Annotated in this window: 31 protein-coding genes and 1 tRNA gene; 21 read left to right on the plus strand and 11 right to left on the minus strand. The window is 67.8% G+C overall.

Annotation, left to right across the window (positions count from 1 at the left end):
- Nucleotide 1 precedes the first annotated feature (1 nt).
- The 4 genes from CRJ03_RS03035 to cobU form a co-directional block, all read right to left on the minus strand.
- Nucleotides 2-877, minus strand: coding sequence for an ABC transporter permease (locus tag CRJ03_RS03035; protein ID WP_104017446.1), 876 nt, complete (start codon nt 875-877; stop codon nt 2-4).
- Nucleotides 874-1,851: an ABC transporter permease gene (locus tag CRJ03_RS03040; protein WP_240611538.1), complete on the minus strand. Its 978-nt coding sequence runs from the start codon at nt 1,849-1,851 to the stop codon at nt 874-876. The genes CRJ03_RS03035 and CRJ03_RS03040 overlap by 4 nt, the downstream gene beginning before the upstream one ends.
- A gap of 200 nt (nt 1,852-2,051) precedes the next feature.
- A complete protein-coding gene (locus CRJ03_RS03045) occupies nt 2,052-2,624 on the minus strand; it encodes a histidine phosphatase family protein (protein ID WP_104017448.1) in 573 nt (190 codons plus the stop codon).
- Complete coding sequence (gene cobU, locus CRJ03_RS03050; protein WP_104017449.1) at nt 2,621-3,142, minus strand: bifunctional adenosylcobinamide kinase/adenosylcobinamide-phosphate guanylyltransferase; 522 nt, start codon at nt 3,140-3,142, stop codon at nt 2,621-2,623. The genes CRJ03_RS03045 and cobU overlap by 4 nt, the downstream gene beginning before the upstream one ends.
- A gap of 108 nt (nt 3,143-3,250) precedes the next feature.
- On the opposite strand from cobU, the gene CRJ03_RS03055 reads away from it, so the two are divergent.
- The 6 genes from CRJ03_RS03055 to CRJ03_RS03080 all read left to right on the plus strand — a co-directional run bounded on the left by CRJ03_RS03055 (nt 3,251) and on the right by CRJ03_RS03080 (nt 9,717).
- Nucleotides 3,251-4,129, plus strand: a complete 879-nt coding sequence (locus CRJ03_RS03055; protein WP_104017450.1) for an RNA polymerase factor sigma-32 — start codon at nt 3,251-3,253, stop codon at nt 4,127-4,129.
- Nucleotides 4,126-4,896 (plus strand): ChaN family lipoprotein, encoded by a 771-nt coding sequence (locus CRJ03_RS03060; protein ID WP_104017451.1) that lies wholly within the window; start codon nt 4,126-4,128, stop codon nt 4,894-4,896. Before CRJ03_RS03055 ends, CRJ03_RS03060 begins: the two co-directional genes overlap by 4 nt.
- A 68-nt stretch (nt 4,897-4,964) precedes the next feature.
- Nucleotides 4,965-6,158, plus strand: coding sequence for a bifunctional phosphopantothenoylcysteine decarboxylase/phosphopantothenate--cysteine ligase CoaBC (coaBC, locus tag CRJ03_RS03065; protein WP_104017452.1), 1,194 nt, complete (start codon nt 4,965-4,967; stop codon nt 6,156-6,158).
- A gap of 37 nt (nt 6,159-6,195) precedes the next feature.
- Nucleotides 6,196-6,651, plus strand: a complete 456-nt coding sequence (gene dut, locus CRJ03_RS03070) for a dUTP diphosphatase (RefSeq protein WP_104017453.1) — start codon at nt 6,196-6,198, stop codon at nt 6,649-6,651.
- On the plus strand, nt 6,651-7,727 hold the full coding sequence (locus CRJ03_RS03075; protein ID WP_104017454.1) for a HesA/MoeB/ThiF family protein: 1,077 nt from the start codon (nt 6,651-6,653) through the stop codon (nt 7,725-7,727). Before dut ends, CRJ03_RS03075 begins: the two co-directional genes overlap by 1 nt.
- The gene (locus CRJ03_RS03080; RefSeq protein WP_104017455.1) at nt 7,705-9,717 is read left to right on the plus strand and encodes a M3 family metallopeptidase; all 2,013 of its coding nucleotides are present in this window, start codon (nt 7,705-7,707) and stop codon (nt 9,715-9,717) included. Before CRJ03_RS03075 ends, CRJ03_RS03080 begins: the two co-directional genes overlap by 23 nt.
- Nucleotides 9,718-9,871: 154 nt before the next feature.
- On the opposite strand, the gene CRJ03_RS03085 is transcribed toward CRJ03_RS03080, so the two are convergent.
- Nucleotides 9,872-10,315 carry an Lrp/AsnC family transcriptional regulator gene (locus CRJ03_RS03085; RefSeq protein WP_104017456.1) on the minus strand — a complete coding sequence of 148 codons (444 nt, stop codon included), beginning with the start codon at nt 10,313-10,315 and terminating at the stop codon, nt 9,872-9,874.
- Between the two features lie 82 nt (nt 10,316-10,397).
- On the opposite strand from CRJ03_RS03085, the gene CRJ03_RS03090 reads away from it, so the two are divergent.
- Both CRJ03_RS03090 and CRJ03_RS03095 read left to right on the plus strand, forming a co-directional pair.
- Nucleotides 10,398-11,003, plus strand: coding sequence for a LysE family translocator (locus CRJ03_RS03090; protein WP_104017457.1), 606 nt, complete (start codon nt 10,398-10,400; stop codon nt 11,001-11,003).
- A gap of 197 nt (nt 11,004-11,200) precedes the next feature.
- Nucleotides 11,201-12,163, plus strand: coding sequence for an acetyl-CoA carboxylase carboxyltransferase subunit alpha (locus tag CRJ03_RS03095; protein WP_104017458.1), 963 nt, complete (start codon nt 11,201-11,203; stop codon nt 12,161-12,163).
- A 6-nt stretch (nt 12,164-12,169) separates the two neighbouring features.
- On the opposite strand, the gene CRJ03_RS03100 is transcribed toward CRJ03_RS03095, so the two are convergent.
- From CRJ03_RS03100 to CRJ03_RS03110, 3 genes are read right to left on the minus strand one after another with little or no spacing between them, the layout of a single operon-like run.
- Entirely contained in the window at nt 12,170-13,303 is a 1,134-nt protein-coding gene (locus CRJ03_RS03100; protein ID WP_439126613.1) for a cation:proton antiporter, read from the minus strand.
- A gap of 36 nt (nt 13,304-13,339) precedes the next feature.
- Complete coding sequence (locus CRJ03_RS03105; RefSeq protein WP_104017460.1) at nt 13,340-13,987, minus strand: GntR family transcriptional regulator; 648 nt, start codon at nt 13,985-13,987, stop codon at nt 13,340-13,342.
- Between the two features lie 30 nt (nt 13,988-14,017).
- Nucleotides 14,018-14,710 (minus strand): M48 family metallopeptidase, encoded by a 693-nt coding sequence (locus CRJ03_RS03110; protein ID WP_104017461.1) that lies wholly within the window; start codon nt 14,708-14,710, stop codon nt 14,018-14,020.
- 114 nt (nt 14,711-14,824) lie between these two features.
- Here CRJ03_RS03110 and CRJ03_RS03115 point away from each other — a divergent pair, with 114 nt between their 5' ends.
- The 8 genes from CRJ03_RS03115 to CRJ03_RS03150 all read left to right on the plus strand — a co-directional run bounded on the left by CRJ03_RS03115 (nt 14,825) and on the right by CRJ03_RS03150 (nt 20,895).
- A complete protein-coding gene (locus tag CRJ03_RS03115; RefSeq protein WP_104017462.1) occupies nt 14,825-15,148 on the plus strand; it encodes a TIGR02300 family protein in 324 nt (107 codons plus the stop codon).
- An 83-nt stretch (nt 15,149-15,231) separates the two neighbouring features.
- A tRNA-Ala gene (locus tag CRJ03_RS03120) sits at nt 15,232-15,307 on the plus strand.
- Between the two features lie 114 nt (nt 15,308-15,421).
- The gene (locus CRJ03_RS03125) at nt 15,422-15,634 is read left to right on the plus strand and encodes a DUF2905 domain-containing protein (protein WP_104017463.1); all 213 of its coding nucleotides are present in this window, start codon (nt 15,422-15,424) and stop codon (nt 15,632-15,634) included.
- Between the two features lie 64 nt (nt 15,635-15,698).
- Complete coding sequence (locus CRJ03_RS03130) at nt 15,699-16,988, plus strand: lipoprotein-releasing ABC transporter permease subunit (protein ID WP_104017464.1); 1,290 nt, start codon at nt 15,699-15,701, stop codon at nt 16,986-16,988.
- A complete protein-coding gene (locus tag CRJ03_RS03135) occupies nt 16,981-17,664 on the plus strand; it encodes an ABC transporter ATP-binding protein (protein ID WP_104017465.1) in 684 nt (227 codons plus the stop codon). The genes CRJ03_RS03130 and CRJ03_RS03135 overlap by 8 nt, the downstream gene beginning before the upstream one ends.
- A 17-nt stretch (nt 17,665-17,681) precedes the next feature.
- Nucleotides 17,682-18,056: a c-type cytochrome gene (locus CRJ03_RS03140; RefSeq protein ID WP_240611539.1), complete on the plus strand. Its 375-nt coding sequence runs from the start codon at nt 17,682-17,684 to the stop codon at nt 18,054-18,056.
- 38 nt (nt 18,057-18,094) lie between these two features.
- A complete protein-coding gene (locus CRJ03_RS03145) occupies nt 18,095-18,496 on the plus strand; it encodes a DUF4864 domain-containing protein (protein ID WP_104017467.1) in 402 nt (133 codons plus the stop codon).
- Between the two features lie 107 nt (nt 18,497-18,603).
- The gene (locus CRJ03_RS03150; RefSeq protein ID WP_104017468.1) at nt 18,604-20,895 is read left to right on the plus strand and encodes a glycosyl hydrolase family 28-related protein; all 2,292 of its coding nucleotides are present in this window, start codon (nt 18,604-18,606) and stop codon (nt 20,893-20,895) included.
- Between the two features lie 4 nt (nt 20,896-20,899).
- Here the strand turns inward: CRJ03_RS03150 and CRJ03_RS03155 are convergent, their stop codons facing one another.
- Nucleotides 20,900-21,559 carry a hypothetical protein gene (locus tag CRJ03_RS03155; RefSeq protein ID WP_104017469.1) on the minus strand — a complete coding sequence of 220 codons (660 nt, stop codon included), beginning with the start codon at nt 21,557-21,559 and terminating at the stop codon, nt 20,900-20,902.
- A gap of 110 nt (nt 21,560-21,669) precedes the next feature.
- Between CRJ03_RS03155 and CRJ03_RS03160 the strand changes: the two genes are divergently transcribed.
- From CRJ03_RS03160 to CRJ03_RS03180, 5 genes are all read left to right on the plus strand, one after another.
- Nucleotides 21,670-21,987 carry an antibiotic biosynthesis monooxygenase family protein gene (locus CRJ03_RS03160; RefSeq protein ID WP_104017470.1) on the plus strand — a complete coding sequence of 106 codons (318 nt, stop codon included), beginning with the start codon at nt 21,670-21,672 and terminating at the stop codon, nt 21,985-21,987.
- Nucleotides 21,987-22,271, plus strand: a complete 285-nt coding sequence (locus CRJ03_RS03165) for a DUF5665 domain-containing protein (RefSeq protein WP_104017471.1) — start codon at nt 21,987-21,989, stop codon at nt 22,269-22,271. The genes CRJ03_RS03160 and CRJ03_RS03165 overlap by 1 nt, the downstream gene beginning before the upstream one ends.
- Before the next feature lie 81 nt (nt 22,272-22,352).
- Nucleotides 22,353-22,760: a universal stress protein gene (locus CRJ03_RS03170; RefSeq protein ID WP_104017472.1), complete on the plus strand. Its 408-nt coding sequence runs from the start codon at nt 22,353-22,355 to the stop codon at nt 22,758-22,760.
- Between the two features lie 70 nt (nt 22,761-22,830).
- On the plus strand, nt 22,831-23,076 hold the full coding sequence (locus tag CRJ03_RS03175; RefSeq protein WP_104017473.1) for a TFIIB-type zinc ribbon-containing protein: 246 nt from the start codon (nt 22,831-22,833) through the stop codon (nt 23,074-23,076).
- 44 nt (nt 23,077-23,120) lie between these two features.
- Nucleotides 23,121-23,477 carry a VanZ family protein gene (locus tag CRJ03_RS03180; RefSeq protein ID WP_104017474.1) on the plus strand — a complete coding sequence of 119 codons (357 nt, stop codon included), beginning with the start codon at nt 23,121-23,123 and terminating at the stop codon, nt 23,475-23,477.
- Between the two features lie 195 nt (nt 23,478-23,672).
- Here the strand turns inward: CRJ03_RS03180 and CRJ03_RS03185 are convergent, their stop codons facing one another.
- Nucleotides 23,673-24,854, minus strand: a complete 1,182-nt coding sequence (locus CRJ03_RS03185; protein WP_104017475.1) for a DNA recombination protein RmuC — start codon at nt 24,852-24,854, stop codon at nt 23,673-23,675.
- On the minus strand, nt 24,851-26,689 hold the full coding sequence (mutL, locus tag CRJ03_RS03190; RefSeq protein ID WP_104017476.1) for a DNA mismatch repair endonuclease MutL: 1,839 nt from the start codon (nt 26,687-26,689) through the stop codon (nt 24,851-24,853). Before mutL ends, CRJ03_RS03185 begins: the two co-directional genes overlap by 4 nt.
- Nucleotides 26,690-26,775: the final 86 nt, after the last annotated feature.

Consider the following 26,775-nt stretch of genomic DNA (forward strand, 5'->3'; position numbering starts at 1 on the left):
CTCAGATCACTGCCTTGCGGCTGCGGTCCAGCCCCAGCGTCTTGGCCAGCGCGTCGGCGGTGAGGTTGATGCCGATGATGAGCGTTGAAAGTGCGACCACCGGCGCGATCACGCCCAGCGGCGCCAGCGACATGTAGACCCGCGCATCCGACACCATCAGCCCCCAATCCGGGCGCGGCGGGGCCACGCCAAAGCCGAGGAACGACAGCGCCGAGAAGCCCAGGAGCATCCACGACCAGCGCATCGCGCCCTCCACCAGCAGCGTGTCGGTGACGTTGGGCAGGATCTCGCGGCGCACGATATCGAACGGGCGATGCCCGCGCGCCCGCGCCGCCGAGACGAAATCGCGGGCCACCACCTCGTGCGCGGCGGCCCGCGCCACCCGGATCACCGGGATGCCGAAGAAGAAGGCGAGCGTGGGCAGGAGCACCTCGCCGCCGGTGCCGAACACGGTGATGAGCACCAGCAGCGGCAGGATGCCCGGCAGGGCGAGGAATGCGTCCACCACCCGCATCGCCACCTCGTCCGGCCAGCCGCCGCGCAGCCCCAGCCACACGCCGGTCAGCCCGCCCCAGATCATCGCCACCGGCGTGGCGATGCCGGTGATGACCAGCGCCTCGCGCCCGCCCAGCATGACGCGGGTCAGCACGTCGCGCCCGAGGTGATCGGTGCCCAGCCAATGCGCCGCCGAGGGCCCTGTAAGAGTACCGGTGGCGTCCATCGACTTGTAATCGTAGGGCACGATCCACGGGCTCGCGAGCGCCAGCGCAAGGTGAAGTGTCACCAGCGTCAGCCCGATCGCCCCCGAGGGTCGCGCCATCATGTCGCGCAGCACGCCGCGCGCGCGCCCGGCGGTGGAGAGCGCCGCGCCGCTCATCGCTGCCTCGCGCGGTGGCTGCGCAGGCGCGGGTTGAGCGCCAGGCTGAGGATGTCGGCCACGAGGTTCACGCCGACATAGGTCGCCGCGACGATCATCGTGATCGCCTGCACGACCGGCAGGTCGCGGTCGGAAATGGCATCGACCAGCAGGCGACCGAGGCCGGGATAGTTGAACACCACCTCCACCACCACCACGCCACCCAGCAGCCACGCCACGGTGAGCGCGATGACGTTGATCGCGGGCAGCAGTGCGTTGGGCAGCGCGTGGCGGAACACGATGCGCCAGTAGGGCACGCCCTTGAGCGTGGCCATCTGCACGTAATCCGAGGCCATTGCCTCGATCACGGAGGCGCGGATCATCCGCATCACGTGGGCGATCATCAGCATGGTCAGCACCGTCGAGGCGAGGATGAACTCGGGAAAGAACTCCAGTGGCGGCGCGTCGGCGGGGGTGAGCACGATGGCGGGCACCCATCCCAGCCAGATGGCGAAGACGAGGATCAGCACCGTCGCGGCGACGAATTCAGGGATCGTCATGGCGAGGATCACGCCGGTGGAAAACAAGAGATCCGGCCAGCGGTCGCGGGTGAGCCCCGCCACCACCCCCAGCGTGATCGCCAGCGGGATGCCGACGGCCAGCGCACCCGCCGCCAACAGCAGCGAGTTGCGCACCCGGTAGCCGACCATCTGGGCGATGCTTTCCTGTCCGCCCGCCGACATGCCGAAATCGCCCTGCACGACACCCGCCGCCCACTCGGCATAGCGGGCGAGGGCGGGGGTATCGAGCCCCATCGCCTTGCGGCAGGCAGCGAGCGCCTCGCCATGGGCGTCACGTTCGAGGATGGCGGTGCAGGCATCGCCTGGCAGCGCCTCGACCCCGAGAAAGATGATGACCGACACCAGCCACACGGTCACCAGACCGAGCGCGAAACGCCGTGCGATCAGCCCGTACATGCCGTCGTGTCTCCCCAAGCCGGCCTTTGAACGGGCCGTTTGCGTCTCAAGCCTAGACCAGCCCCGTGGTTCGCGTCGATAGAGGGGCTGTGCTGCGACCATACTTTGCGATCAAACTCGCGTGTGGCAACGGAAAATATTCTCTTGTTGTTGAGAATCAGGTGCGTTTGGCTCGATGAGGGTGCAAATTTTGCGCGTATTCACCGCGTTTCACCCTTTCACGGGCAGTGGTTCACGCTCCCGACCCGCCAGCCCTTCCCGTGCCAGTGCAGGTCCGTCACCGACAGCGGGTCGATGCGGTGGCCGAACGCCTCGTAGGCCGTGATCCCGAGCGCCGCCTGCACCTGTGTCAGGATGGTGCCCATATGCGCCACGGCGACAATATCGCGCCCGGGATGCGCCGCACGCAGGCGCGCGACCGCACGCCCGACACGGGCGGATACCTCGTGCCAGCTTTCGCCGCCGGGCGGGCGCACATCGCCCGGCGCGTCCCAGAAGGCGCGCAGGCGGGGCTGGTCGGGGATGGTGTCGAAGCGCTGCAATTCCCAATCGCCGAAATGGATTTCGCGCAGGTCCGGGTCGTCCGCGAGGCGCGGGCGCGGGCCCGCGATGGCGTCGGCGGTGGCCCGCGCGCGGGCGAGATCGGAGGAGATCACCAGCGCGTCCCCCGGCAGGTGTGCCGAGAGCCGTGCGAGCCTGGCAGTATCGCCCAGATCGGCGGGCAGGTCTGACCAGCCGACCATGCCGGTCGCATGGGTGGGCCCATGCCGGACCCAGAAGACACGGCTCATGGCAGGTGTCCCTTGAGCACCTGCGGCAGGCCAGCGATGACGTTGACCACCAGCCCCGCGCGCGCTGCGAGCTGCTGGTTGAGTGCGCCCTGCGCGTTCTGAAACCGCCGCGCCAGCGCGTTGTCGGGCACCACCGACAGGCCGACCTCGTTGGAGACCACCACCACCGGCGCCGCACAGGCGTCGAGTGCGTCGAACAGCGCGGCCTCGGCCTCGACCATATCGCTGTCGGCCAGCAGGTGATTGGACAGCCACATGGTCGCGCAGTCGAGCAGCACCACCTCGTCCGCCCGCGCCGCGCCGAGCGCCGGGGCGAGATCGCGAGGCGCCTCGAGCGTGCGCCACGCGGGGCCGCGCCGCGCGCGGTGGCGGTCGAGCTTGGCGCGCATCTCGGCGTCATGCGCCTCGGCCGTGGCGAGATACAGCCTCGCACCGCCCGCTGCGGCGACAAGCCCCTCTGCAAAAACGGATTTTCCAGAGGCCGCGCCGCCGAGAACGAGGCTGAGCCGTGGTAACATGAGTCACAAACTCTCCATATTGTGATCCGATCACCTCTTGTCTGCGTAGCACCGAGTGAATTGCTCGGAAAGAGCGCATCCGCACCAGACGCATGACAGGGGGATCACATGCCGCTCGATGCACCGCAGACAAGTTCCATGTCCCGCACCGCGATGAAGGCGGAGATGCTGGACGCAGAAACCGAACTCGCGCTTGCCTATGCGTGGCGCGACCATCGCGACGAGCAGGCGCTGCATCGGCTCATCAACGCCTATATGCGGCTGGCGATCTCGATGGCATCGAAGTTCCGCCGCTACGGGGCGCCGATGAACGACCTGATCCAAGAGGCGGGGCTGGGCCTGATGAAGGCTGCCGACAAGTTCGACCCCGATCGCGGCGTGCGGTTCTCGACCTATGCCGTGTGGTGGATCAAGGCCAGCATCCAGGATTACGTGATGCGCAACTGGTCGATGGTGCGCACCGGCTCGACCTCCAGCCAGAAATCGCTGTTCTTCAACATGCGCCGCGTGCAGGCGCGGCTTGAGCGTGAGGCGATGGCCAATGGCGAGGAGCTTGACGGCTACCAGCTGCGCGAGATGATCGCGCACGAGGTGGGCGTGCCGCTTCGGGACGTGGAGATGATGGAGGGGCGGTTGTCGGGCTCCGACTTCTCGCTCAACGCCACGCAATCCACCGAGGAAGACGGGCGCGAGTGGATCGACACGATCGAGGACGAGGGCGCGCGCGGCGATGTGGGTGTCGAGCACGATCTCGACATGGGCGCGCTGCGTGGCTGGCTCGCCGAGGCGATGACCCACCTGAGCGAGCGCGAAAGTTTAATCGTGCGCGAGCGCAAACTGCGCGAGGCGCCCCGCACGCTCGAAAGCCTGGGCGAGGAGCTCAACCTAAGCAAGGAGCGGGTGCGACAGATCGAGGCGGCGGCGTTCCAGAAAATGCGCCGCTATCTTGAAAGACACGCCGGCGAGGTGCAGAACCTGCTCGCATGAGCCTGCGCCTTGCCCTCGCGTTTGTCCTGAGCCTGGTTGCCCTACCGGTGGCGGCACAGGACGTTGTGGTCCTCGGCGAGGTGCATGACAACCCCGCCCACCACGCCGAACAGGCGCGTCGTGTGGCTGCGCTTGCGCCCCGCGCGCTCGTCTTCGAGATGCTGACGCCCGGGCAGGCGGCGCGCGTGACGCCCGCGTTGATTGCCGACGTGGACGCGATGGAAGAGGCGCTTGACTGGGCCGAGAGCGGCTGGCCGGATTTCTCGATGTATCACCCGATCTTTGCCGCCGCCCCCGAGGCCACCGTTTACGGCGCGCAGGTGCCGCGCGACGCGGCGCGGGACGTGTTCGAGGTCGGCGCGGCAGAGGCGTTTGGGCCGGAGGCCGCGGCCTATGGTCTGACCGAGCCGCTGTCTGATGCGGAGCAGGCGGGGCGCGAGACGATGCAGAAGGAAGCCCATTGCAACGCCCTGCCCGAGGAGGTGCTGCCCGGCATGGTGGCGGTGCAGCGGCTGCGCGACGCGGTGCTGGCGCGCGCCGTGGTCCGGGCGATGGAAGAAACCGGCGGACCGGTGGCTGTCATCACCGGCAACGGCCATGCGCGGCGCGACCACGGCATGCCCGCCTATCTTGCCCGCGTCGCCCCCGATCTGACGGTATACGTGCTGGGCCAGACCGAGGACGGCGCGCCGCTTGCGAGCGGATTTGACGAGGTGATCTCGGCCCCGGCGGCGGCGCGCCCCGATCCCTGCGCCGCCTTGCGTTGAGCCGCGCGACCTTGCACCGCCCTGCGCCGCGCCATACTGTCGGCTCCGAATTGGCGGGAGACACGGCCATGCTGGCCTCACGGCGCATTCTTCTGATCGTCGGCGGCGGGATCGCCGCCTACAAGGCGCTCGACCTCATCCGGCGGCTGCGCGAGCGCGGGGCGGAGGTGGTACCGGTCCTGACGCGGGGCGGGGCGGAATTCGTCACGCCGCTGTCGGTTTCGGCGCTGGCGGGGCGCAAGGTGTTCTCGGATCTGTTCGACCTGACCGACGAGGCCGAGATGGGGCATATCGAGCTCAGCCGGTCCGCCGACCTGATCGTGGTGGCCCCTGCCACGGCCGACCTGATGGCGAAGATGGCGCATGGCCACGCCGATGACCTGGCCTCGACGCTGCTGCTGGCCACCGACACGCCCGTGCTGCTGGCGCCCGCGATGAACGTGCGCATGTGGCAGCATCCCGCGACGCAGCGCAATATCGCGACGCTCAAGGCCGACGGGATCGGATTTGTCGGCCCGGACGTGGGCGACATGGCGTGTGGAGAGCACGGGCCGGGCCGCTTGGCCGAGGTGCCGCAGATCGTGGACGCGATCGGGGCGGCGTTGGCCGATGGGCCGCTCGCGGGCCGCCGCGTGCTGTTGACCTCGGGGCCGACGCACGAGCCCATCGACCCGGTGCGCTATATCGCCAACCGATCCTCCGGCGCGCAAGGTGCCGCGATTGCGCGGGAATTGGCCGCGCTCGGGGCCGAGGTGGTGTTTGTCACTGGCCCCGCCACGGTGCCGCCGCCCGGTGGGGTCGAGGTGATTCGGGTGGAGACCGCACAGGAGATGCTGGCGGCGGTGGAGGGCGCGCTGCCCGCCGATGCCGCGATCTTTGCCGCCGCGGTGGCCGACTGGCGCGTGGTGGGGGCAAGCACCCGCAAGATCAAGAAGGGGGCAGGTGGTACCCCGGCGCTGGAGTTTGCCGAGAATCCCGACATCCTCGCGACGGTGAGCGCGATGGAGGCCGGGCGCCCGCGTCTCGTCGTGGGCTTTGCCGCCGAGACCTGTGACGTGATCGGCCACGCCACCGCCAAGCGTGCGCGCAAGGGCTGTGACTGGATCGTTGCCAACGATGTGAGCCACGCTACCGGGATCATGGGCGGAACCGAGAATGCCGTTACGCTCATCACCGGGGACGGTGAGGAAGAGTGGCCGCGCATGGGCAAGCGCGAGGTGGCACGCAAGCTGGCCGAGCGGGTCGCGCGGGCGCTGGCCTGAGGAACCTGGATATTTCTGGCAAGATGAAGAGGGACGCATGCTGATCGTCGCGTTTCAATGGGAGGAGGGGGCGGACCGCGCGCTGGGCCTGCCCGCCTATGAGACGGCGGGGGCGGCGGGGGCCGATCTGCGCGCGAATTTCCCCGACCGCGGTGCGGTGACACTGGCACCGGGCGCGCGGGCGCTGGTGCCCACGGGGCTACGGTTGGCGGTGCCCGCGGGATACGAGGTGCAGTTGCGGCCGCGCTCGGGGCTGGCGCTGAAACACGGGATCACCCTGCCCAACAGCCCCGGAACCATCGACAGCGATTATCGCGGGCCGCTGGGGGTGATCGTGATGAATGCCGGGACCGAGCCGTTCGAGATCACCCACGGCGCGCGGATCGCGCAGATGGTGGTGGCCCCGGTGGCGCGCGCGCGGTTCGAGATGGTGGAGCGCCTTGACGACACCGCGCGCGGCGCGGGCGGCTTTGGCTCGACGGGCGTGGGCTGATGCTTCTGGTTCTGGTCATGGCCGCCGCCCTGTGGGGGATCGGCGCGGCGATTGGCACGCCCCGGCGGCTACGCTGGGGGATGATCGCGGGGTTGTGGGCTGCCGTCACACTGGCGCATCTGGTCTTGCCTTTGGGTCATCCCATTCGGGCCGCGACCGGCGAGAGCGCGGCGCTGTGGCTGATGATCGGCGGCGCGGCGGCGCTGGTGCAGGTCTATCGGGTGGGGCTTGGGCGATTGCGCGCGCGCGCCGGCGCGCGCGAGGCCAAGGCGGCGGAGACGGGCCCCGCGCCGCTCTTCTCCGAGGCCGAGCTCGACCGTTATGCCCGCCACATCGTGCTGCGCGAACTGGGTGGGCCGGGGCAGAAGGCGCTCAAGCAGGCGCGCGTTCTGGTGATCGGCGCGGGGGGGCTTGGATCGCCCGCGCTCTTGTATCTGGCCGCCGCCGGCGTTGGCACGATTGGCGTGATCGACGATGACGAAGTGGACAATTCCAACCTGCAACGACAGGTTATCCACCGTGATGCCGATATTGGTTTACCAAAAGTGCAATCGGCCATGCGAGCGATGCAGGAGCAGAACCCCAATGTCGTGGTGCGCCCCTACCAGCGGCGGCTGAGCGCTGAGATCGCTGCCGATCTCTTTGCCGATTACGATCTGATCCTCGACGGCACCGACAATTTCGACACCCGCTACCTCGCAAATGCCACTGCAACTTTGCATGGGAAGCCGTTGATTTCCGGGGCCCTGTCCCAATGGGAGGGGCAATTGAGCGTGTTCGATCCCGCCCATGGTACGCCCTGCTACGAGTGCATCTTTCCCGAGGCGCCGGCGCCGGGGCTTGCGCCCTCCTGCGCCGAGGCGGGCGTGCTCGGACCGCTGCCCGGTGTGGTGGGGGCAATGATGGCCGTCGAGGCGGTGAAGATCATCACCGGCGCGGGCGCGCCGCTCAGGGGCGAGATGCTGATCTACGACGCGCTCTATGGCGAAAGCCGCAAGATCGCGCTCAACCGCCGCGCCGATTGCCCGGTCTGTGGCAACCAAGGAGACGAAGATGACCAACCCGCTGCTGGCTGAGTGGGCCACGCCCTTTGCCCTCGCGCCGTTCGACGAGATCGCGGACGCGGATTTCGCGCCTGCCTTCGAGGCTGCGCTGACCGAGGCGCGGGCCGAGATCGCGGCGATCGCCGGCAATCCAGAGCCGCCCAGTTTTGCCAACACGATTCAAGCGCTGGAATTCTCCGGTCGTACGCTTGACCGGGTGCTGTCGGTATTTTTCACCGTGGCCGGGGCCGACAGCAATCCGGCGCGGCAGGGCCTGCAGCGCGATTTCGCGCCGAGGCTGGCGGCGTGGTCTTCGGAGCTATACGGTAACAAGACGCTTTTCACCCGGATCGAGGCGCTGTGGCAGGCGCGCGACACGCTCGGGCTCGCCCCAGAGGAGGCGCGGCTGTTGCTGCTGACGCGCCGGGCCTTCGTGCGGGCCGGGGCGGCGCTCACCGGCGAGGCGGAGGCGCGGATGCGTGCGATCATGGCGCGGCTCGCCGAATTGGGCACGGCGTTCACGCAGAACCTGCTCGCCGACGAGGCAGGCTGGCGAATGGAACTGGGCGAGGGCGACCTTGACGGGCTACCGGATTTCGTCGTGGCGAATGCGCGGGCGGCGGGGCGTGAGGCGGGGCTCTCGGGACCGGTGATTACCCTGTCACGCTCGCTCATCGTGCCGTTCCTGCAATTCTCGAACCGCCGTGACCTGCGCCGCCGGGCCTTTGAGGCCTGGGCCGCGCGTGGGGCCGGGGGCGGCGACACCGACAACCGCGCGATCGCCGCCGAGATCCTCGCCTTGCGCCGTGAACGCGCGGCGCTCTTGGGCTACGACAGCTTCGCTTCCTACAAGCTCGAGACGCAGATGGCCGGGACACCGGAGGCCGTTCGCGACCTGCTGATGGCAGTCTGGGAGCCCGCGCGCGCGCAGGCCGCCCGCGATGCCGATGTTCTCACCGCGATGATGCGCGAAGACGGGATCAACGGTGATCTGGAGCCGTGGGACTGGCGCCACTACGCCGAGAAGCGGCGGCAGGCGGAGCACGATCTGGACGAGGCGGCGGTCAAGCCGTACCTGTCGCTCGACGCGATGATTGCGGCGGCGTTCGACTGCGCGCACCGGCTTTTCGGTCTCGAATTTCGCCCGCTCGACGTGGCGCTCTATCACCCGGATTGCCGGGCGTGGGAGGTGACGCGGCAAGGCCGCCACGTCGCCGTCTTTATCGGCGATTATTTCGCCCGCGCGTCCAAGCGGTCGGGGGCGTGGTGCTCGGCCATGCGCGGGCAGGCGAAACGGCCGCAAGTGCAAGGGCCGGTGGTCATCAACGTGTGCAATTTCGCCAAGGGCGATCCGGCGCTTCTGTCCTACGATGACGCGCGGACGCTGTTTCACGAATTTGGTCACGCGCTGCACCAGATGCTGTCGGATGTCACCTACGAGAGCCTGTCGGGCACCAACGTTGCGCGCGATTTCGTGGAATTGCCCAGCCAGCTTTTCGAGCATTGGCTGGAGGTGCCCGAGGTGCTCGACACCCACGCCCGCCACGTCGAGACCGGCGCGCCGATGCCGCGCGACCTGCGCGACAAGGTGCTGGCGGCCGCCAATTTCGACATGGGGTTCCAGACCGTGGAATACGTGGCCTCGGCGCTGGTGGACCTCGCTTTTCACGAGGGCGTGCCGCCCGAGGACGTGATGGCGCGGCAGGCAGAGGTGCTGGCCGGGATCGGCATGCCGCGCGCCATTGCCATGCGCCACGCGACCCCGCATTTCGCGCATGTGTTCAGCGGTGACGGCTATTCGAGCGGCTATTACAGCTACATGTGGTCCGAGGTGATGGATGCCGACGCCTTCGCCGCCTTCGAGGAGGCGGGCAGCGCGTTCGATGCCGAACAGGCGCAGGCGCTGGAACGTCATATCCTGTCGCGGGGCGGCTCGGAGGAGGCGGGCGCGCTCTACGAGGCGTTTCGCGGGCGGATGCCCGGGGTGGCGGCGCTTCTGCGGGGGCGGGGCCTCGCGGCGTGAGAATTCCGGCGGGGCGAATCACTCTCTGTTGACTGATTCGCGGGATTTGCCCTATATCTGGGGGCGAGAGGTCGCGATGCGATCCACCGGGTAACGGCGGCAGGTATGGACGAGGGGCCGATTCAACGGCCCCCGTTCATTTTGGACAGGTGTCTCACGCGCGACCGTCCTTGGGCGAGCCCATCACGACATAGGATGTGATCGCGTTGACCTGCGGCAGCGTGCCGAGCACCTCGGTGTGAAAGCTCTTGTAGGCGGGCAGGTCGGCCACCTCGACGCGCAACAGGTATTCCACCGCGCCAGTGATATTGTGGCATTCCACCACCTCCGGCGCGCGGTCCATCGCCCGCTCGAATGCCTCCTGGCTGGCCTTGGTGTGGCTGCTCAGCCCGACGGTGACATAGGCGCTGAACCCCACCCCGAGCGCGGCCCGGTCGAGCACCGCGCGATAGCCCGCGATCACGCCGCGCCGTTCGAGTTCCTGCACCCGGCGCAGGCAGGCCGAGGGCGAGAGACCCACGCGGTCGGCCAGTTCGAGGTTGCTGACCCGCCCGTCCCGCGACAATTCACGCAATATACGTTCGTTTATATCGTCCATAAGAAGAAATGATTGCATACATCATAAAAAATCACAATAAAACGCAATTCAAATGCGCCAATGATCGCATAAGGTTGCTCTCATGACACTTGATCTTCTTGCCGCGCTCGCCACCTTTGCCCTCGTCACGGTCATCACGCCGGGGCCCAACAACCTGATGCTCATGGCGTCGGGGACGAATTTCGGCTTCGTGCGGACCATTCCGCACATGCTGGGGATTGGTCTGGGTTTTCCGCTCATGGTGGCCTGCGTGGGGCTGGGGGTGATGCAGGTCTTCGACCTCTGGCCGCTCAGCTACACCCTGCTCAAGACCGTGTCGGTGGCCTATCTGCTGTATCTCGCGTGGAGGATCGCCAACGCGGCACCACCCGCATCGGCGGACGGACCGGCGGAGGGCAGGCCGCTCACCTTTCTGCAATCGGCGGCGTTCCAATGGGTCAACCCAAAGGCGTGGACCATGGCGCTCTCGGCGATCACACTCTACGCCACGGGCCGCGACCTGATGGCGGTGCTGTGGGTGGCGGGGGTCTACGTGGCCGTGTCGACGATCAGCACGACAAGCTGGACGGTTCTGGGTCAGCAAGTCCGGCGGCTGCTGAAGAACCCGGCACGACTCAGGGTTTTCAACTGGGTGATGGCGTTGCTTCTGGTGGCAACCCTTGTGCCGGTGCTGTGGCCGGTGGGCTGAGGGGGAGGCCCTTGGCCTTTTGCCACCGTTTGGGAGGGCCGCGCATTGGGACCAAGCTGTACGGGTCCGCTTCACGCCAGGAGCCGCCGATACTGCCCGCGCAGGCCCGCTATGAGCCCTTGCCCGCGCGGTTGCGATTGCAAATCCCGGCCAAGCCCGCCATATACCCGGGCGGCAGACCGGAGGGCTTGAGCGCGATGACCCATTACCTCGACTTCGAAAAACCCCTCGCCGAGATCGAGGGCAAGGCCGAAGAACTGCGTGCGCTCGCGCGCTCCAACGAGGAGATGGATGTCGAGGAAGAGGCCGGCGCGCTCGACCGCAAGGCGGCGGACATGCTGCGCGACCTCTACAAGTCGCTGACGCCGTGGCGCAAATGCCAGGTGGCGCGCCATCCCGAACGCCCGCATTGCCGCGACTATATCGCCGCTCTCTTTGCCGAGTACACGCCGCTGTCCGGGGACCGCGCCTTTGGCGAGGATGCCGCCGTCATGGGCGGGCTGGCGCGGCTGGGGGATCGCCCGGTCATGGTGATCGGCCACGAAAAGGGGCACGACACCCAGAGCCGCCTCGCCCGCAATTTCGGCATGGCCCGCCCCGAGGGCTATCGCAAGGCGGTGCGCCTGATGAAGATGGCCGACCGATTTGGCCTGCCGGTGGTCACGCTGGTGGACACGCCCGGCGCCTATCCCGGCAAGGGCGCCGAGGAGCGCGGGCAGTCCGAAGCCATCGCCCGCGCCACCGAGACCTGCCTGCAGATCGGTGTTCCGCTCGTCTCGGTCATCATCGGCGAGGGCGGATCGGGCGGCGCGGTGGCCTTTGCCAGCGCCAACCGCGTGGCGATGCTGGAACATTCGGTTTATTCGGTCATCAGCCCCGAGGGTTGTGCTTCGATCCTGTGGAAGGATGCCGAGAAGATGCGTGAGGCCGCAGAGGCGCTGCGCCTCACGGCGCAGAACCTTGCCAAGCTGGGCGTCGTGGATCGCATCATCCCCGAGCCGCTCGGCGGCGCGCATCGCGACCGAGAGGTCGCCATCGCGGCGGTCGGCACAGCGATCTCTGCGATGATCGACGGGTTGGCGGCCAAGGATCGCGCCGCGCTCATCCGCGACCGGCGCGAGAAGTTTCTCAAGCTGGGGGCCAAGGGCCTCGCGGCCTGAGCGGGATCAGCCGTCGCCTGTGCCCACCCGCCGCGCGGTGAGCAGCGTCGCCAGCGGGCCGATCACCTCGAAGATCACGGTGGTCGCCACGGTCAGCCCGAGGATCAGATCGGCGTGGTCGGGAAATTCCCGCGCGGCGATGAGCGCCATGCCCACCGCCACGCCCGCCTGCGGCAGGAGCGCCAGGCCATACCACAGGCGATGCGCCGCCGGTGTTCCCGCCAGCGTTCCGCCGATCCATCCGCCCGCCAGCCGCCCGCCGATGCGCAGCACGACATAGGCCGCCCCGATCAGCCCGAACGTGGCGATGCGCGCCGGGTCGAGCGAGGCCCCCGCCAGCACGAAGAACAGGATCATGAACGGCCACTGCACATGTTCGATCTCGTGAAAGGCGCGCTCGTGATGATGCGCGCGGTTGGCGATCACGGTCCCCGCCGCCATCCCCGCCAGCAGGAACGACACGTCTGCCACCAGCGCCAGCCCGGCGGTGAGAAACACCACCCCCAGCGCCTCGGTGAGTTGTGGCTCGCCCGGGGCGAGGCGCCCGGTGAGATGCGCCGCGGGCAACCCGACCAGCAGCCCGAGTCCCAGCGCGCCGCCGATCTCCCACAGCGCGCGCCCGAGATGGGCAATATCCGCGCCGCCCGCGATGCCGCCGGCCACCACCACGGCGAGCGCAAAGGCCAGCACCCCCCAGGCGTCGTCGACGGCGACGATCCCGCGCAGGAGGTTGGGAAACGCGCCGCGCGCGCCCGATTGGCGCAGCGCGTCCTGCGTCGCCGCCGGATCGGTCGCCGTCGCGATCGCCCCGAGCAAGAGCGCCACCGGCGCGGGCACGCCCATGAGCCACAGCCCCGCGGCCACCAGCGCCACCGTGGCCAGCACCACCATGATCGAGATCGACAGGATCGCGCGCCCGTGCCGACGTAGTGTTTCGCCGGTTAGCGCGTTGCCCAGCAGGAAGGCCACCATCGTCAGCGCCGTCACCGACAGGATGTCATATAACGCGCTCAAATCCGCCGGGATGACATCTAGCCCGGCCCCACCCGCCGCGATTCCGCATATCAGCAGCAGCGTCACCCGCGGCAGCCGCGTGCGCTCTCCGATTGCGTCTGCGGCGAGACCAACGAGAAACAGCACACCGAGCGCAATGAGGACGGGGCCGAACGCCATGCCTCAGCCCACCAGCATCCGCAGCCCCTGCGTCACGTCCGAGCGCACGGCGAGCCGCAGCCCCGGCTCGTCGCCCGCCTTTAGCGCGGCGATGATGAGGCGGTGGAAATGCGGCGGCTCCTTTTGCCGCAGCCGGCCATAGAGCGCGCGCATCGTGGGGCCGAGTTGCAGCCACACCGTTTCGGCCATGGCCAGCATCGCGGGCGCCTGCGCGCGCAGGTAGAGGGTGCGGTGAAATTCGAGGTTGCGCCGGATATACCCGACCGCGTCGCGCCGGGCGATATCCTCGGTGATGCGCGCATTGATCGTCTGAAGCCGGTCGATGAGCGCGATATGCGCGCGCGGCAGGGCGCGGCTCGCCAGCTCGACCTCCAGCAGCGAGCGCAGCGCCGCCAGCTCCTCGATCCGATCGTTGCCCAACTCGGGCGTCGAGACGCGGCCCGAGCTCGACAGCGTGAGCGCGCCCTCGGCGGCGAGCCGCCGCAGCGCCTCGCGCGCGGGGGTCATCGACACGCCGAACTCGGCGGCGATGCCGCGCAGGGTGAGCGCCTGCCCGGGGGCGATCTCGCCATGCATGATGCGCGTGCGCAGTCCGCGATAGATGCGGTCATGGGCGGCCGGGGCCGGATCGGGGCGGGGCGAGATCAACATGGCCTTATGTGATCACAAATTACGCGACGGTCAATCGAAACGATATCGGTGCAGCCCTGCCCCCTCGCGCCGCAACCACGCGCGCGGGCCCTCGTACTCGGGCCGCAGCCGCGCCACCACCGCCCAGAAGGCGGGCGAGTGGTTCATCTCGGCCAGATGCGCCACCTCGTGCGCGGCCACGTAGTCGAGCACATCGGACGGCGCGAGAATCAACCGCCAGGAATAGCTGAGCCCACCCCGCGCCGAGCACGACCCCCAGCGCGAGCGCGTGTCCCGCAGCGTCAGCCGACTGTAGCCCAGCCCCAGCCGCGCCGCGTAAATGTCCGATGCCGCCGCCAGCCGGTCGCGCGCCCGCGCCTTGAGCCACGCGCGCAGGCAGGCGGGCATCGTCTCTTCGGGGCCGGGGACATGCACGACCTCGTCCCCGTCGAGCCGCACCTGCCGTCCGGGGCCCGGTACGATCCGCCGCATCGTGCCCTCGATGGGCAATGTCACGCCGGGCCCGACGGCCACGCGGCCGGGATGCGCGGCCAGCGCCCGGCGCAGCCAATCCTCGCGACTCCGTGCAAAGCCCAGCGCCTCGGTCTCGCTCACCCCGCGCGGCACCGTCAGCGTCACTTCGCCGTCGAGCCCCGAGACCCTGAGCGACAACCGCCGCGCCCGCGCGCTGCGTCGCAGGGTGACCGCAACAGGGGGGTTGCCGGGGATGAGATGCTGGCCCATATAGCCTCCGATGAGCGCGTCGGCGCACCCGCTTCAAAGCCTTTGACAGTTGCTGAAGGTTATGGCAGGTGCGCCGGATCGCGTGCAAGATCGACAGTTGAAAGAGGATCACCCATGCCCAAGGAAGAATGGGGCGTCAAGCGTGTCTGCCCGACCACCGGCAAGCGTTTCTACGACCTGAACAAGGATCCGATCGTCAGCCCCTATACGGGCGAGGTGGTCGAGATCGTGTCGGGCAAGTCGCGCGCCATGACGCCCGATGCCGAGGACGCGGCCACCAAGAAGCTGAAGACGAAGGCCAAGGATGACGAGAGCGGTGACGTGATCGAGGACGACGCGGTGGATGTCGAGCTTGACGACGACCTGCTCGAGGATGACGACGAGGACACGGTATCGCTCGACGATATCGCGGACGTGGAATCCGACGAGGATATGTAATGCCGCGAGGGCGGGATTTTCTTCTTGATCCCGCTCGCCGCTTTGTCTAACAGCGGCGCACGGTCTGGAAGGGCCGGAAAACCGGGGCCTTAGCTCAGCTGGGAGAGCGCTTGCATGGCATGCAAGAGGTCAGGGGTTCGATCCCCCTAGGCTCCACCATCGCCTTACAGATCAATATGTTAGCTGAACATTAGAGTGGTGTGACACACAGGTGTGACACACAATGCGGCTACATGCGTATCTGAGCCAATCACGACACGGTATCTCTCCGTCATGGCGCGCACTCTCATTCTCGCGGGCATCGTGCTCATCGTTATCGGCCTTCTCTGGGGGCCGCTGTCGCGGCTGGGGCTGGGGCGGCTGCCGGGTGACATCGTGGTCGAGCGCGAGAATTTCACCCTCTACATCCCCGTCACCAGCGCGATCCTCGTCTCGGTCGTGCTGTCGGTGGTGGTGGCGCTCATCCGAAGCTTCCTGGGGCGCTGAGGGCGCCCTTGACGCCCCCCTTTGAAAACCGCACTGTCCGCGCGATTTCCCGCGAGGAGCCGACATGGCCGCGACGCCCCCCCCTTTCGCTGCTTTCGAATGGCTGATCGCGTGGCGCTACCTGCGCGCGCGCCGGGCAGAGGGCGGGGTCAGCGTGATGACCTGGATCAGCCTCCTGGGCATCACGCTGGCGGTGTTCGCGCTCATCGCCACGCTGTCGGTGCGCTCGGGCTTTCGCGCCGAGTTCGTCGACACCATCCTCGGGGCCAACGCCCATGCCACGGTCTATGTGGCGGGCGAGGCGGACGCGGTCACGGGCCGGGTCGACCGGACCATCGCCGATTACGACGCGATGGCCGAGCGCCTGCGCGCGGTGCCCGGCGTCACCCGCGCGGCCCCGCTCGTCAAGGGGCAGGTGATGGCCACGGCAGAGGGGCGCAACGCGGGGGTCGAGGTATTCGGCATCGCGCCAGAGCATCTCGCCACCATCCCGCGCGTGGCCGACCCCGAGACCGCGCAGGGCGACCTCTCGCGCTTCCCCGAGGGCATCGCCATTGGCTCTGGCGTAGCGCGCGAGTTGGGTGTGGGCGTTGGCGACCGCATCCGCATCATCTCGCCCGACGGGGTCAAGACGCCGCTGGGCACCTCGCCGCGGATCAACGCCTACGATGTGGTCTATATCTTTACCGCCGGGCGCTACGATATCGACCGGGTGCGCGTCTACCTGCCGTTCGCCGAGGCGCAGCGGTTCTTCAACCGTGACGGGCGGGTTGACGAGATCGAGGTTATGGTGTCCAACCCCGAGCGCATCGAGGCGCTGACGCCCGCACTGTTGCGCGCGGCGGGCGAGCGCGCACTGGTCTGGACGTGGCGCGATTCCAGCGGTGCGTTCCTCAGGGCGCTGGAGGTGGAGGACAACGTGATGTTCGTCATCCTGTCGATCCTCGTGCTGATCGCGGCGCTCAACATTACCTCGGGCCTCGTCATGCTGGTCAAGAACAAGGGCCGCGACATCGGCATCCTGCGCACGATGGGCCTGAGCGAGGGCTCAGTCCTGAGAATATTCTTTATCTGCGGGGCGTTGACCGGTCTGCTGGGTACGGTTTTCGGGGTCATCCTCGGCTGTCTCTTTGCCATTTACATCGACCCGATCTTCAGTTTCGTGAACGTGATGATGGGCGGGCAGGTGTGGGACCCGTCGATCCGCGGCATCTATCATCTGCCCGCGCGGTTGGAGGCGGGGGACGTGCTGACGGCGGTGGCGCTGTCGCTGGGGCTGAGCTTTGTCGTCACGATCTTTCCGGCGCGGCGGGCGGCGCGGATGAACCCGGTGGAGGCGCTGCGCTATGAGTGAGCCGATGCTGCGTCTCGAAGGGGTGGAGAAGGGATACAACCGCGGCCGCGTGGGCGAGATCCTCGTGCTTCAGGGCGTGAACCTGCAGGTTCGCCGCGGCGAGATGGTGGCGCTGGTGGCCCCCTCCGGGGCGGGCAAGTCGACGCTGCTGCACATCGCCGGGCTGCTCGACACCGCCGACGCCGGCGTGGTCGAAATCGGCGGACAGACGGCCACCGGACTGGGCGACCGGCGGCGCACGGCGCTGAGGCGGCGCGGGATCGGTTTCGTCTACCAGTTTCACCACCTGCTGCCGGAGTTCTCGGCGCTGGAGAACGTGGTGCTGCCACAACTTGCCAATGGCGTGCCGCGCCGCGAGGCCGAGGCGCGGGCGCGCGCGTTGCTGGACGAGGTGGGCATCGCCGACCGCGCGGATCACCGCCCCGCGGCCATGTCGGGGGGCGAGCAGCAGCGGGTGGCGTTCTGCCGGGCGCTGGCGAATCGGCCCGGCCTGCTTCTGGCCGATGAGCCCACGGGCAACCTCGATCCCGGCACCGCCGATCAGGTCTTTGCCGCGCTGGGGCGGCTGGTGCGCGACGCGGGGCTGGCGGCGCTCATTGCCACGCACAACCTCGATCTCGCGGCACGGATGGACCGTGTCGTACGGCTCGACAAGGGCCGGGTGGTGACGCAATGAAGTGGCTGGTTGCAACAATGGCAGTCGTGGCTGCGGGCGCATCCGCCGCGCAGGACGTGCGCATCGGCGAGCAACTCTACGCCCGCTATTGCAGCGCCTGCCACGGCGAAACGGGCAAGGGCGACGGCCCGATGAAGCGGGTGCTGACGCCGCACCCGCCAGACCTCACGCGGCTGGCCGCGAAAAATGGCGGGACGTTCCCGCGCCGCAGGGTGATCTGGCGGGTCGACGGGCGCGACCCGATCCTCGCGCATGGCAACGAGATGCCCGTCTATGGCGATCTGCTGGCGGGCGACACGCTCGATATCCGCGACGAGACCGGCGAGACGCTGCATAGCACGCAACCGATGGCGGACCTGCTGGCCTATCTCGAAAGCTTGCAGGGCGGGTAGATCGCGCTATCTCCGCCCCAAACAGCGGAGGAGAAACCGTGCGTAGTGTCATCTTGTCCATCCTGTTGACGATCCTGGCCGCCATGCCGCTCAGGGCCGACGAGAACGCCGCCCGCGATGTCATATCGGGGCAGATTTCGGCCTTCGAGACCGAAGAGATTGGCCGCGCCTTCGGGTTCGCAAGCCCCTTCATTCAAGAGAAATTCCAGACGCCAGAGACATTCGGCCGGATGGTGCGCGAGGGTTATCCGATGGTGTGGCGACCCTCGGAGGTCACGTTCCTTGAGGCACGCGAGATCGGCGGCAAGCTGTGGCAGGAGGTATTCCTGCGCGATGCCGCGGGGCGCGGCTGGATCGCCGAATACGAGCTGGTCGAGATCGACGGCGAGCTGCGCATCAATGGTGTGCGCATCCGCGAGGCCCCAGAACAGAGCGTGTGAGCGCCGCGCAGGGCACCGTCACGGTGGCCTGAGACCCGGTTAACCGGGCGTTGATAGCTCCTTTTCCCGTCACGCGGCCCGCAAGCGGCAGATGGAAAGGGACCCCCATGAACAAGGCAATCACCCAAGGCATCGTCTTCATGCCCCAGCCCTTTGCGGCGGGGCTCGATCAATGGTCGAGCGGCGATGGCCGGCCCGGATCCGACACTTACGAGAACGCGCCCAACGCGGCCTTTGTGCCCGCCGATCAGGATTTCGGCGGCGCGCTGGAATTGCAGAAGGTCGAAAGCGTTCAGCGCCTGCGCTACATGGGCGAGACGCCGATCCTGCCGGGCTGTTACCTGCGCGTCCGCGCGCGTGTGAAGGCGGTCGCGGGCAATCTGCCCGATGTGCGCATCGCCGCCTTCGCCGGGGATGCGGGCGGCGGGGCGCTGCCCGGCGTGGTGGTGACCGGGCCGCAGGTGACGCTGACCACGTATGGCGAGGTGGTCGAGATCACGGCCATCGTCGGCACCGGGCAGCGCGCCGGCGTGGACATGGTCTGGGGTCCGCAGGCCATTTTCGGCCATTTCGGGATCGACCTCACCGGCCCCTCGGGAGGTGTGGTGCGGATCGACGATATCGAGATCGAGGACGTGAGCCGCTTCTTCCTGCGTGACGTGATCGCCACCGTGGACGTGCGCGACTTTGGTGCCATCGGCGACGGGGTAACGGACGATCACGCCGCGTTCGAGGCCGCCGATACGGTGGCGGGCGGCCGAGAGATCATCGTGCCCGCGGGCACCTACTTCCTGGGCCAGAGCACCACGATTCAGAGCCGCATCCGCTTCGAGGGAACGCTGGTCATGCCCGACGAGGCGATCCTCGCGCTGACCAAGAATTACGACCTGCCCGCCTATATCGACGCCTTCGGCGACAGCGAACTGGCCTTCAAGAAGGCGTATCAGGCGCTCCTGAACAATGCGGGCCACGTGACGCTCGATCTTGCCGGGCGCAAGATCGCGCTGCGCGAACCGGTGGACATGGCCGCCGCCGTTGGCAACCGCACCACCTACAACCAGCGCCACGTGATCCAGAACGGGCAATTCTCGGTCTTTCCCACGCCCGCCTTCGATACCGAGGTTTTCACCTCGCAGGCGACCTACAATCCCGAAACCGCCGTGAAGGAGCTGACCGGCGTGGTCGACGTGGCCAACGTGCCGGTGGGCGCGCTGGTGGAGGGCAACGGCGTGGGCCGCGAGGTCTATGTCACCGCGCGCAACGTGGCGGCGGGGCGGATCACACTGAGCCAGCCGCTGTTTGACGCGGCGGGCACGCAGGTCTTCACCTTCCGGCGGTTCAAGTACATGCTGGATTTCAGCGGCTTTCAGGACGTGTCGCGAATGGTCTTCTCGGAGGTGGATTTCCAGTGCACGGGCGATTGCAGCGGCGTGCTGTTGCCGCCACAGGGCTCGGCCAACCATTTTCGCGACTGTTTCGTCACACGGCCCAAGGATCGCGGCATCACCAGCCACGGCGAGGGCGACCAGGGCATGATGATCGACCGCTGCCAGTTCATCTCGGACGAGGCCCCGCTGCTGGTGAACCAGCGCCGCACCATCGGTTTCAACGCCAATGCCAACGACCTCAAGGTGCGCGACAACCGCGCGACCTTCTTCCGGCATTTCGCGGTGATGGCCGGGTCAAGCTCGCTCATCAGCGGCAACCACGTTTTCCAGGGTGATTCCGCCTCGGGTGGGGTGCGCAGCGCGGGCTATGTGCTGACCCGCACCAACAATCGCGGCACGATCACCGGCAACTATATCGACAACTGCTTCATCGAATGGGGCAACGAGCACGATTCCGCCCCCGATTTCGCCAGCGAATTCTCGTTCAGCGCGCTGAGCGTCACCGGCAACGTGTTTCTCGCCAGCGACATGGCGCCGTGGTTTACCTACATCACGGTCAAGCCGCACGGGCCGGGGCATTTTCTCGATGGCATGACGGTGACCGGCAACACATTCCGCGCAATCGGCTCGATCGACCGGGTGGAGGCCGTGGATACGAGCTTTGCCGATCTCGATTACGACCGCGTGCGCAACATCACCTTTGCCGAGAACAGCTTTCACAACGTGGATATCCACGCGCAGAGCCCGCTGGTGATGGAGCATGTCGAGGCCAGCGCGGCGGCCACGTGGGTGGTGACGCCAGCGCCGCGGCTGCCGTTCGGGGCGTGGGCGCAGGTGGTTGAATCGGTGTTGCCCGAGGGCGCGCTGCGCAACGGTATCGGCGATGCGGTGCATGCCAGCCCATGGTTCGAGGCACGGCAGGGCCCGGAGAACGACCGGGTCAACCTGCATTGGCCGCAGGCTGTGTCGGGCAAGGTAATCCTGAAGGTGCGCATCGACGACGCGCTCTGAGCCGTCAGAAGGTGCGCCACAGGCCAATCTTGAACCCACGCTCGCCGCCGCCCGTTAGCGGCTCGGTCAGCCCGAGTTCGATCTGCGTGCCGGGCCGAGCCTCGTACACGACGGAGGGGGCGAGGCGCAGGTAGTCGCGCCCCCGTGCCGGTGCCCCGGCCTGAAGCTGCACTATCCCCTTGACGCGCGCGCCGAGCGACAGCCCGGCGGTGAGGTCGGTCTCGTAGGCCGTCGTGCCACCGTCGAACAGGATCGCCCGGGTGTCGGCATTGAGCCAGCCGTGGTGCTCACCGATGGAAATGCCACGCCCGACCGAGAAAGCGGGGCGCAAGGCGGCTTCCTGATCCACCTGGCCCGCGCCGACCTCCAACGCCACCCGGAGTTGGCGCTCGGAGCGGCCAAGCGGCCAGCGCAAGAAGGCGATGGCCTTGGACATGCGCCCCGCGTCGCCACCGAGATCGACCCCCAAAGTAAGCCGCTCGGTCGCCCCATATTCGGCAAAGAGGCTGAAGCTCTGACTGTAGAGGCCGAATTCATCTGGCCCCTCAACCGTCCCGGATGCCGCGAGGAACCCCTCGCCCTCGGCACGCGGCCAGGCCCCGCCGAGGACCGCCGTGGCAAGCCACGGCAGCAGCGCGAGAATGGCAAGCAAGCGTCCGGGCATGGCAACCTCCACCTTGACCGTCGTCAAAAAGGGTAAACCGAAGGTTAAGACCGGCGCGGAATTTACCGGCGCGCCGGGGCGTGCTACCCAGTCAACAGGAGGACAGCGCCATGCTTACCATCAGTTCCGACAACACCCACCAGACCGTTCTCACCACCTTCGAGGTCACGCCCGGCACCTGCCAGGACCTGCTCGACCTGCTCACCGATGCCTACCGCGAGGTGATCTCGAAACAGCCCGGCTTCATCGCGGCGGCGCTGCACGTGAACGACGCGCAGACCCGCATCGCCAGCTACTCGCAATGGCGCGCGCGCGAGGATTTTCAGGCGATGCTGCGCGGCGAGGAGATGCGCAGGCGCAACCGCCACATCAACGAACTGTGCAAGGGATTCGAGCCGGTCATGTATGACGTGGCGGTCGTTTTTTAATGAGCGGGCAGCCGCCGGAAAACGACGATCTCACAAGCGAGATCCGCGCCCTGCGCATCGAGCTGGCACGCCTCAACAGCCACCGCTTCGTGCGCATCCACAACAACCTGCCGCGCCTGCTCGCGTTCAATTTCGCGCGCGGGATGGTGCTGGGGCTGGGCACTGTGCTGGGCGCGACGGTGCTCTTGTCGGTGGTGGTCTGGTCGCTCAGCAAGATCGAGTTCCTGCCGATCATCGGCGAATGGGCGGCACAGATCGCCGAACAGATGCGCGCGCAAGAGTGAGCGCGAGTCGTGATCTGGATCAAGGCGACAAGGCCCCGTTCGGGCGAGACTGCGGCAAAACAACGCGAAAGGACCAACCCCATGTATTCCCACGTTCTGGTACCCGTTTCCTTCGATGTCGAGCGCGACAGCGCCGGTGCCTTCGCCGTTGCGCGCCTTCTGGCGGACGACAATGGCCATATCAGCCTGCTGCACGTGATCGAGCAGGTGCCCGGCTACGCCGCCTCCTACCTGCCTGCCGGCTACCAGAGCGAGACGCGCAAAACCATTGAAGCGCGCCTCGCTGAACTGGCCGCCGACCTGCCGGACGCGAGCACCCACGTGATCGAAGGACATTCGGCGCGCACCATCCTGGACTGGGCCGAGAGCCACAAGCCCGATTGCATCGTGATCGCGAGCCACCGTCCCGGCATGCAGGATCTGCTCCTGGGCTCGACCGCGGCCAAGGTGGTCCGTCACGCCGCCTGCGCGGTGCATGTGATCCGCTGACCGGAAAGCTTGCCAAACGGCCGCCCTGGCACCACCTGACGTGTTGACCAACACGGACAGGAGGATACCGATGCAATGCCCGATTGACGGAACCGAACTGGTTCTCGCCGAGCGCGCCGGGGTCGAGATCGACTATTGCCCGAAGTGCCGCGGCGTCTGGCTCGACCGGGGCGAGCTTGACAAGATCATCGACCGTTCGGCCGTGGCGGACGCGCCACCGCCACGCGACCACCACGGTGGTGATTATCGGGACGATCACGGCGGCAAACCGCGCAAGAAACGCGGCGGGTTCCTCGAAGACCTGTTCGACTTCTAAAGCCCCGCTTGCCCCGCACGCCGGGGACGACTAGCAAGGCGGTCATGGCCCACGCCCTGACCGTCCTTATCGTTTTCGTCATCGCACTGCTGACCCTCATCCCGCAGGCCTCGGGGCCAGTGGGCATACCCGGGTTCGACAAGTTGGCGCATTTCGTGGCCTTCGCCGTGGTGAGCGCGCCGCTCGCATGGCGTTTCCCGCATCTCTGGCGGGGCGTGGCGCTCGCCGCGCTCGCCTATGGCGGGATCATCGAGATCGTGCAGCCGTTCATGGGCCGCGCGGCGTCATGGGGCGATCTGCTGGCCGACGGGGCAGGCGCGTTTGTCGGAGCCTTCATCGCGTCGCGGATCGGGAAACGGCGGCGCGGCAGGGCGGATTTCGCACAACCGAACAACAGGTGATCCCGTGAACGGACCCGATCCCTGAGTAACAACACCTGAACGAGAAATGGTGGAGCCAAGGCGTTTGATCCCATGGTTTGATGGTGCGATCCTTTCGCGGGAATGGAAAAAAGCATCATGGGACAAGTTCGCCCCCCGTGCGCCCGCCACCGACGCGATACCGGCGAAATACCGACGCGCCACAGCCAGCGGTTTTCACCCGTCCCCCGCCGTCCCCGCGCCCGGCACCGGCAGCGCGCTCTCGCTCTCCGGGGCCAGTTCCTCGAAGTCGAAATTATCGAGCCGCCGCGCCCGCCGCCCGGCCTTGTCGGCGGAAATCTTGATCTCCGAGACGTCCTTGGCCGCTTGGTGGAAATGCCGGTCGAGGTTCTCCACTCGCGTGCCCAGCCGGTCCACATCCGCGAACAAGAGCCCCAGCTCGCGCCGGATTGCCCCCGCCTGCTCGCGCATCCGCGCGTCCTTGAGGATGGCGCGCATGGTGTGCAGCGTGGCCATGCATGTGGTCGGCGACACGATCCACACCCGCGCCGCGAACCCCTCGCGCACCACCTCCGGGAAATTGGCGTGCAACTCGGCATAGACGGCCTCGGAAGGCAGGAACATCAGCGCGCCATCGGCGGTCTCGCCCTCGATGATATAGCGCTCCGCAATATCCTTTATGTGTTTTTTCAACGAGTTACGCAAGAGCCGCCCGGCCTCTGTCACCTCCGCATCGGTGGTGGCCCGGCGCAGCGCCTCGTAGGCCTCCAGCGGGAACTTGCTGTCGATGCAGATGGGGCCGGGCGGGTTGGGCAGGTGGATCAGGCAATCGGCGCGCTTGCCATTGGATAGCGTCGCCTGCAGCGCATAGCTGTCCGACGGCAGCGCCTTGGTCACGATATCGGTGAGCTGGATTTCTCCAAATGCCCCGCGTGTCTGCTTGTTGCTGAGGATGTCCTGCAACGACAGCACGTCGCCCGACAGCTTGGTGATGTTGTCCTGCGCCTTGTCGATCGCCTGCAATCGCTGCTGCAATTCGCCCAGGGATTGCGCCGTGCGCCGGGCAGAGCCCTGCAGGTTCTCACTCATGTTTTCGGTCACCTGCGCCAGCCGCTTTTCCATCAGTTGCAGCATGTGCGCCTGCGCCGAGGCCTGCGCCTCCGACACATGGTTAAGCCCCCCGGCCAACTGGTGCTGCCCGTCCGACAGCCCCTGCACCCGCTCGCCCAGATGCGTCATCTGCCAGGCCAGCGGCTCGGTCATCCGCGCCGTGCGCGCGGCGGCGCGCAGCGCGAGGAGGAGCAGCAGAAGGATCAGCAACAACGCCCCGCCGCCGATCAGCGCGGCAAGGGTGAGCGGCTCGGCGGGGTCGAGCGAATAGGGACCGATCTGGATCATGTGCGCCCGAAAAGCCGTTCGATGTCAGTTAGTTGCAACTCCACATAGGTGGGTCGCCCGTGGTTGCACTGACCCGAGAGCGGCGTGCGCTCCATCTCGCGCAGCAGTGCGTTCATCTCGTCGCCGCTCATCCGGCGGCCCGAGCGCACCGACCCGTGGCAGGCCATGCGCGACAGCACCGCGTCGATCCGCGCGCCGAGCAGACCGCTTGCGCCCCCGTCGTGCAATTCGTCGATTATGTCGCGCAATAGCGCCTCGGCGTTCACCTCGCCGAGGATCGCGGGTGTCTCGCGCACAACGATGGCTCCGGGGCCGAAGGGCTCGATCCCGAGGCCGAGCGTGGCGAGATCGCCGGCATGCTCGCCAAGCAGGGCGCAGTCGGCTTCCGACAATTCCACCACCTCGGGAATGAGCAGCGCCTGCGCGGCGATGCCCCTCTCCGCAGCCTGACCCTTCAGCCGCTCGTAGACCAGCCGCTCATGGGCGGCGTGCTGATCGACGATGACCATGCCGGTGTCGGTCTGGGCGATGATATAGTTCTCGTGCACCTGCGCGCGCGCGGCCCCCAGCGGGAGGGCGGTGGCGGGCGTGTTATCCGTCGCCGGGGCCGCGTCCTCGACCCGCGCACTCCAGTCCCCGGCCATCTCGGCGAATCCCGGTGCCTGCGCCTGGTAGGCGGCCCCGCGCGCCTGTGCCGACGGGCGATCCATCTGGTAGACGCGCGCGCCCGTCGGTTCGGGCCGCATCGCGCCCAGCGTCGCCCCCGCCACGGTCGAGGACGCCCGGTGCCCGGCCTCGGCCAGCGCGTGCCGCAGCGCCGAGACAACGAGGCCCCGCGCCACCCCCGGCTCGCGGAACCGCACCTCGGCCTTGGCGGGATGCACGTTCACGTCGACCAGCTTTGGCTCGCAGTCGATGAACAGCGCCGCCGCCGGGTGCCGGTCGCGCGCCAGCACATCCTGGTAGCCCGCCCGCAGCGCGCCGATGAGCATCCGGTCGCGCACGGGCCGCCCGTTGACAAAGAGGTACTGCGCCACCGCCGCGCCACGCGAATAGGTGGGCAGCGCCGCGAATCCCGACAGCCGCAACCCCTCGCGCGTGGCGTCGATGCGGATGGCGTTATCGGCGAACTCGGCCCCGAGGATACGCCGCAGCCGCCCCTCCAGCGCGTCGAAGAGGTCGCCCGGCTCAGCGTCGGCGCGAAAGGTCACGCGCCCCTCGCCGCCGCCCGACACGTCGCGCAGCACAAATCCCACCTGTGGTGCCGACATGGCGAGGCGTTTGACGGTATCGGAAATGGCCTGCGCCTCGGCGCGTTCGGAGCGCAGGAACTTGAGCCGCGCGGGCGTGGCATAGAACAGATCGCGCAGCGTGACCGTGGTGCCGCGCCCGCGCGCCGCCGGTTTTACCGCGCTCATCCGCCCGCCCGCCACGGCGATCTCGGCCGCATCAAACCCCTCGGCCCGCGCGGCGACACTCAGCCGTCCGACCGCGCCCAGCGAGGGCAGCGCCTCGCCGCGAAAGCCGAAGGAATGGATGTCGAGCAGGTCGGAGCCGTCGATCTTGGACGTGGCGTGGCGTGCCAGCGCGAGGGCCAGGTCATCGGGTGCGATGCCGCAGCCATCGTCGCTCACGCGGATCAGCGTCTTGCCGCCATCGGCCTGCGCAATCTCGATCCGGCGCGCGCCCGCGTCGAGCGCGTTCTCTACCAGCTCCTTGACCGCCGAGGCGGGCCGCTCGATCACTTCGCCTGCGGCGATGCGATTGATCGCGGCCTCGTCGAGTTGGCGAATCGCGGGGCGTTGGGCGCTTATATTGGGGTTCGGCCTGTTCATGCCGCAATACTTAGCATGGCATCGGGCGATTCTGCCAGCCTGCCGGACACGGAAAAAGGCCCCGGGCGCGAACGCCCGGGGCCGGT

The sequence above is a fragment of the Roseovarius nitratireducens genome (genome assembly GCF_002925845.1).
In the GTDB taxonomy this organism is placed as follows: domain Bacteria; phylum Pseudomonadota; class Alphaproteobacteria; order Rhodobacterales; family Rhodobacteraceae; genus Roseovarius; species Roseovarius nitratireducens.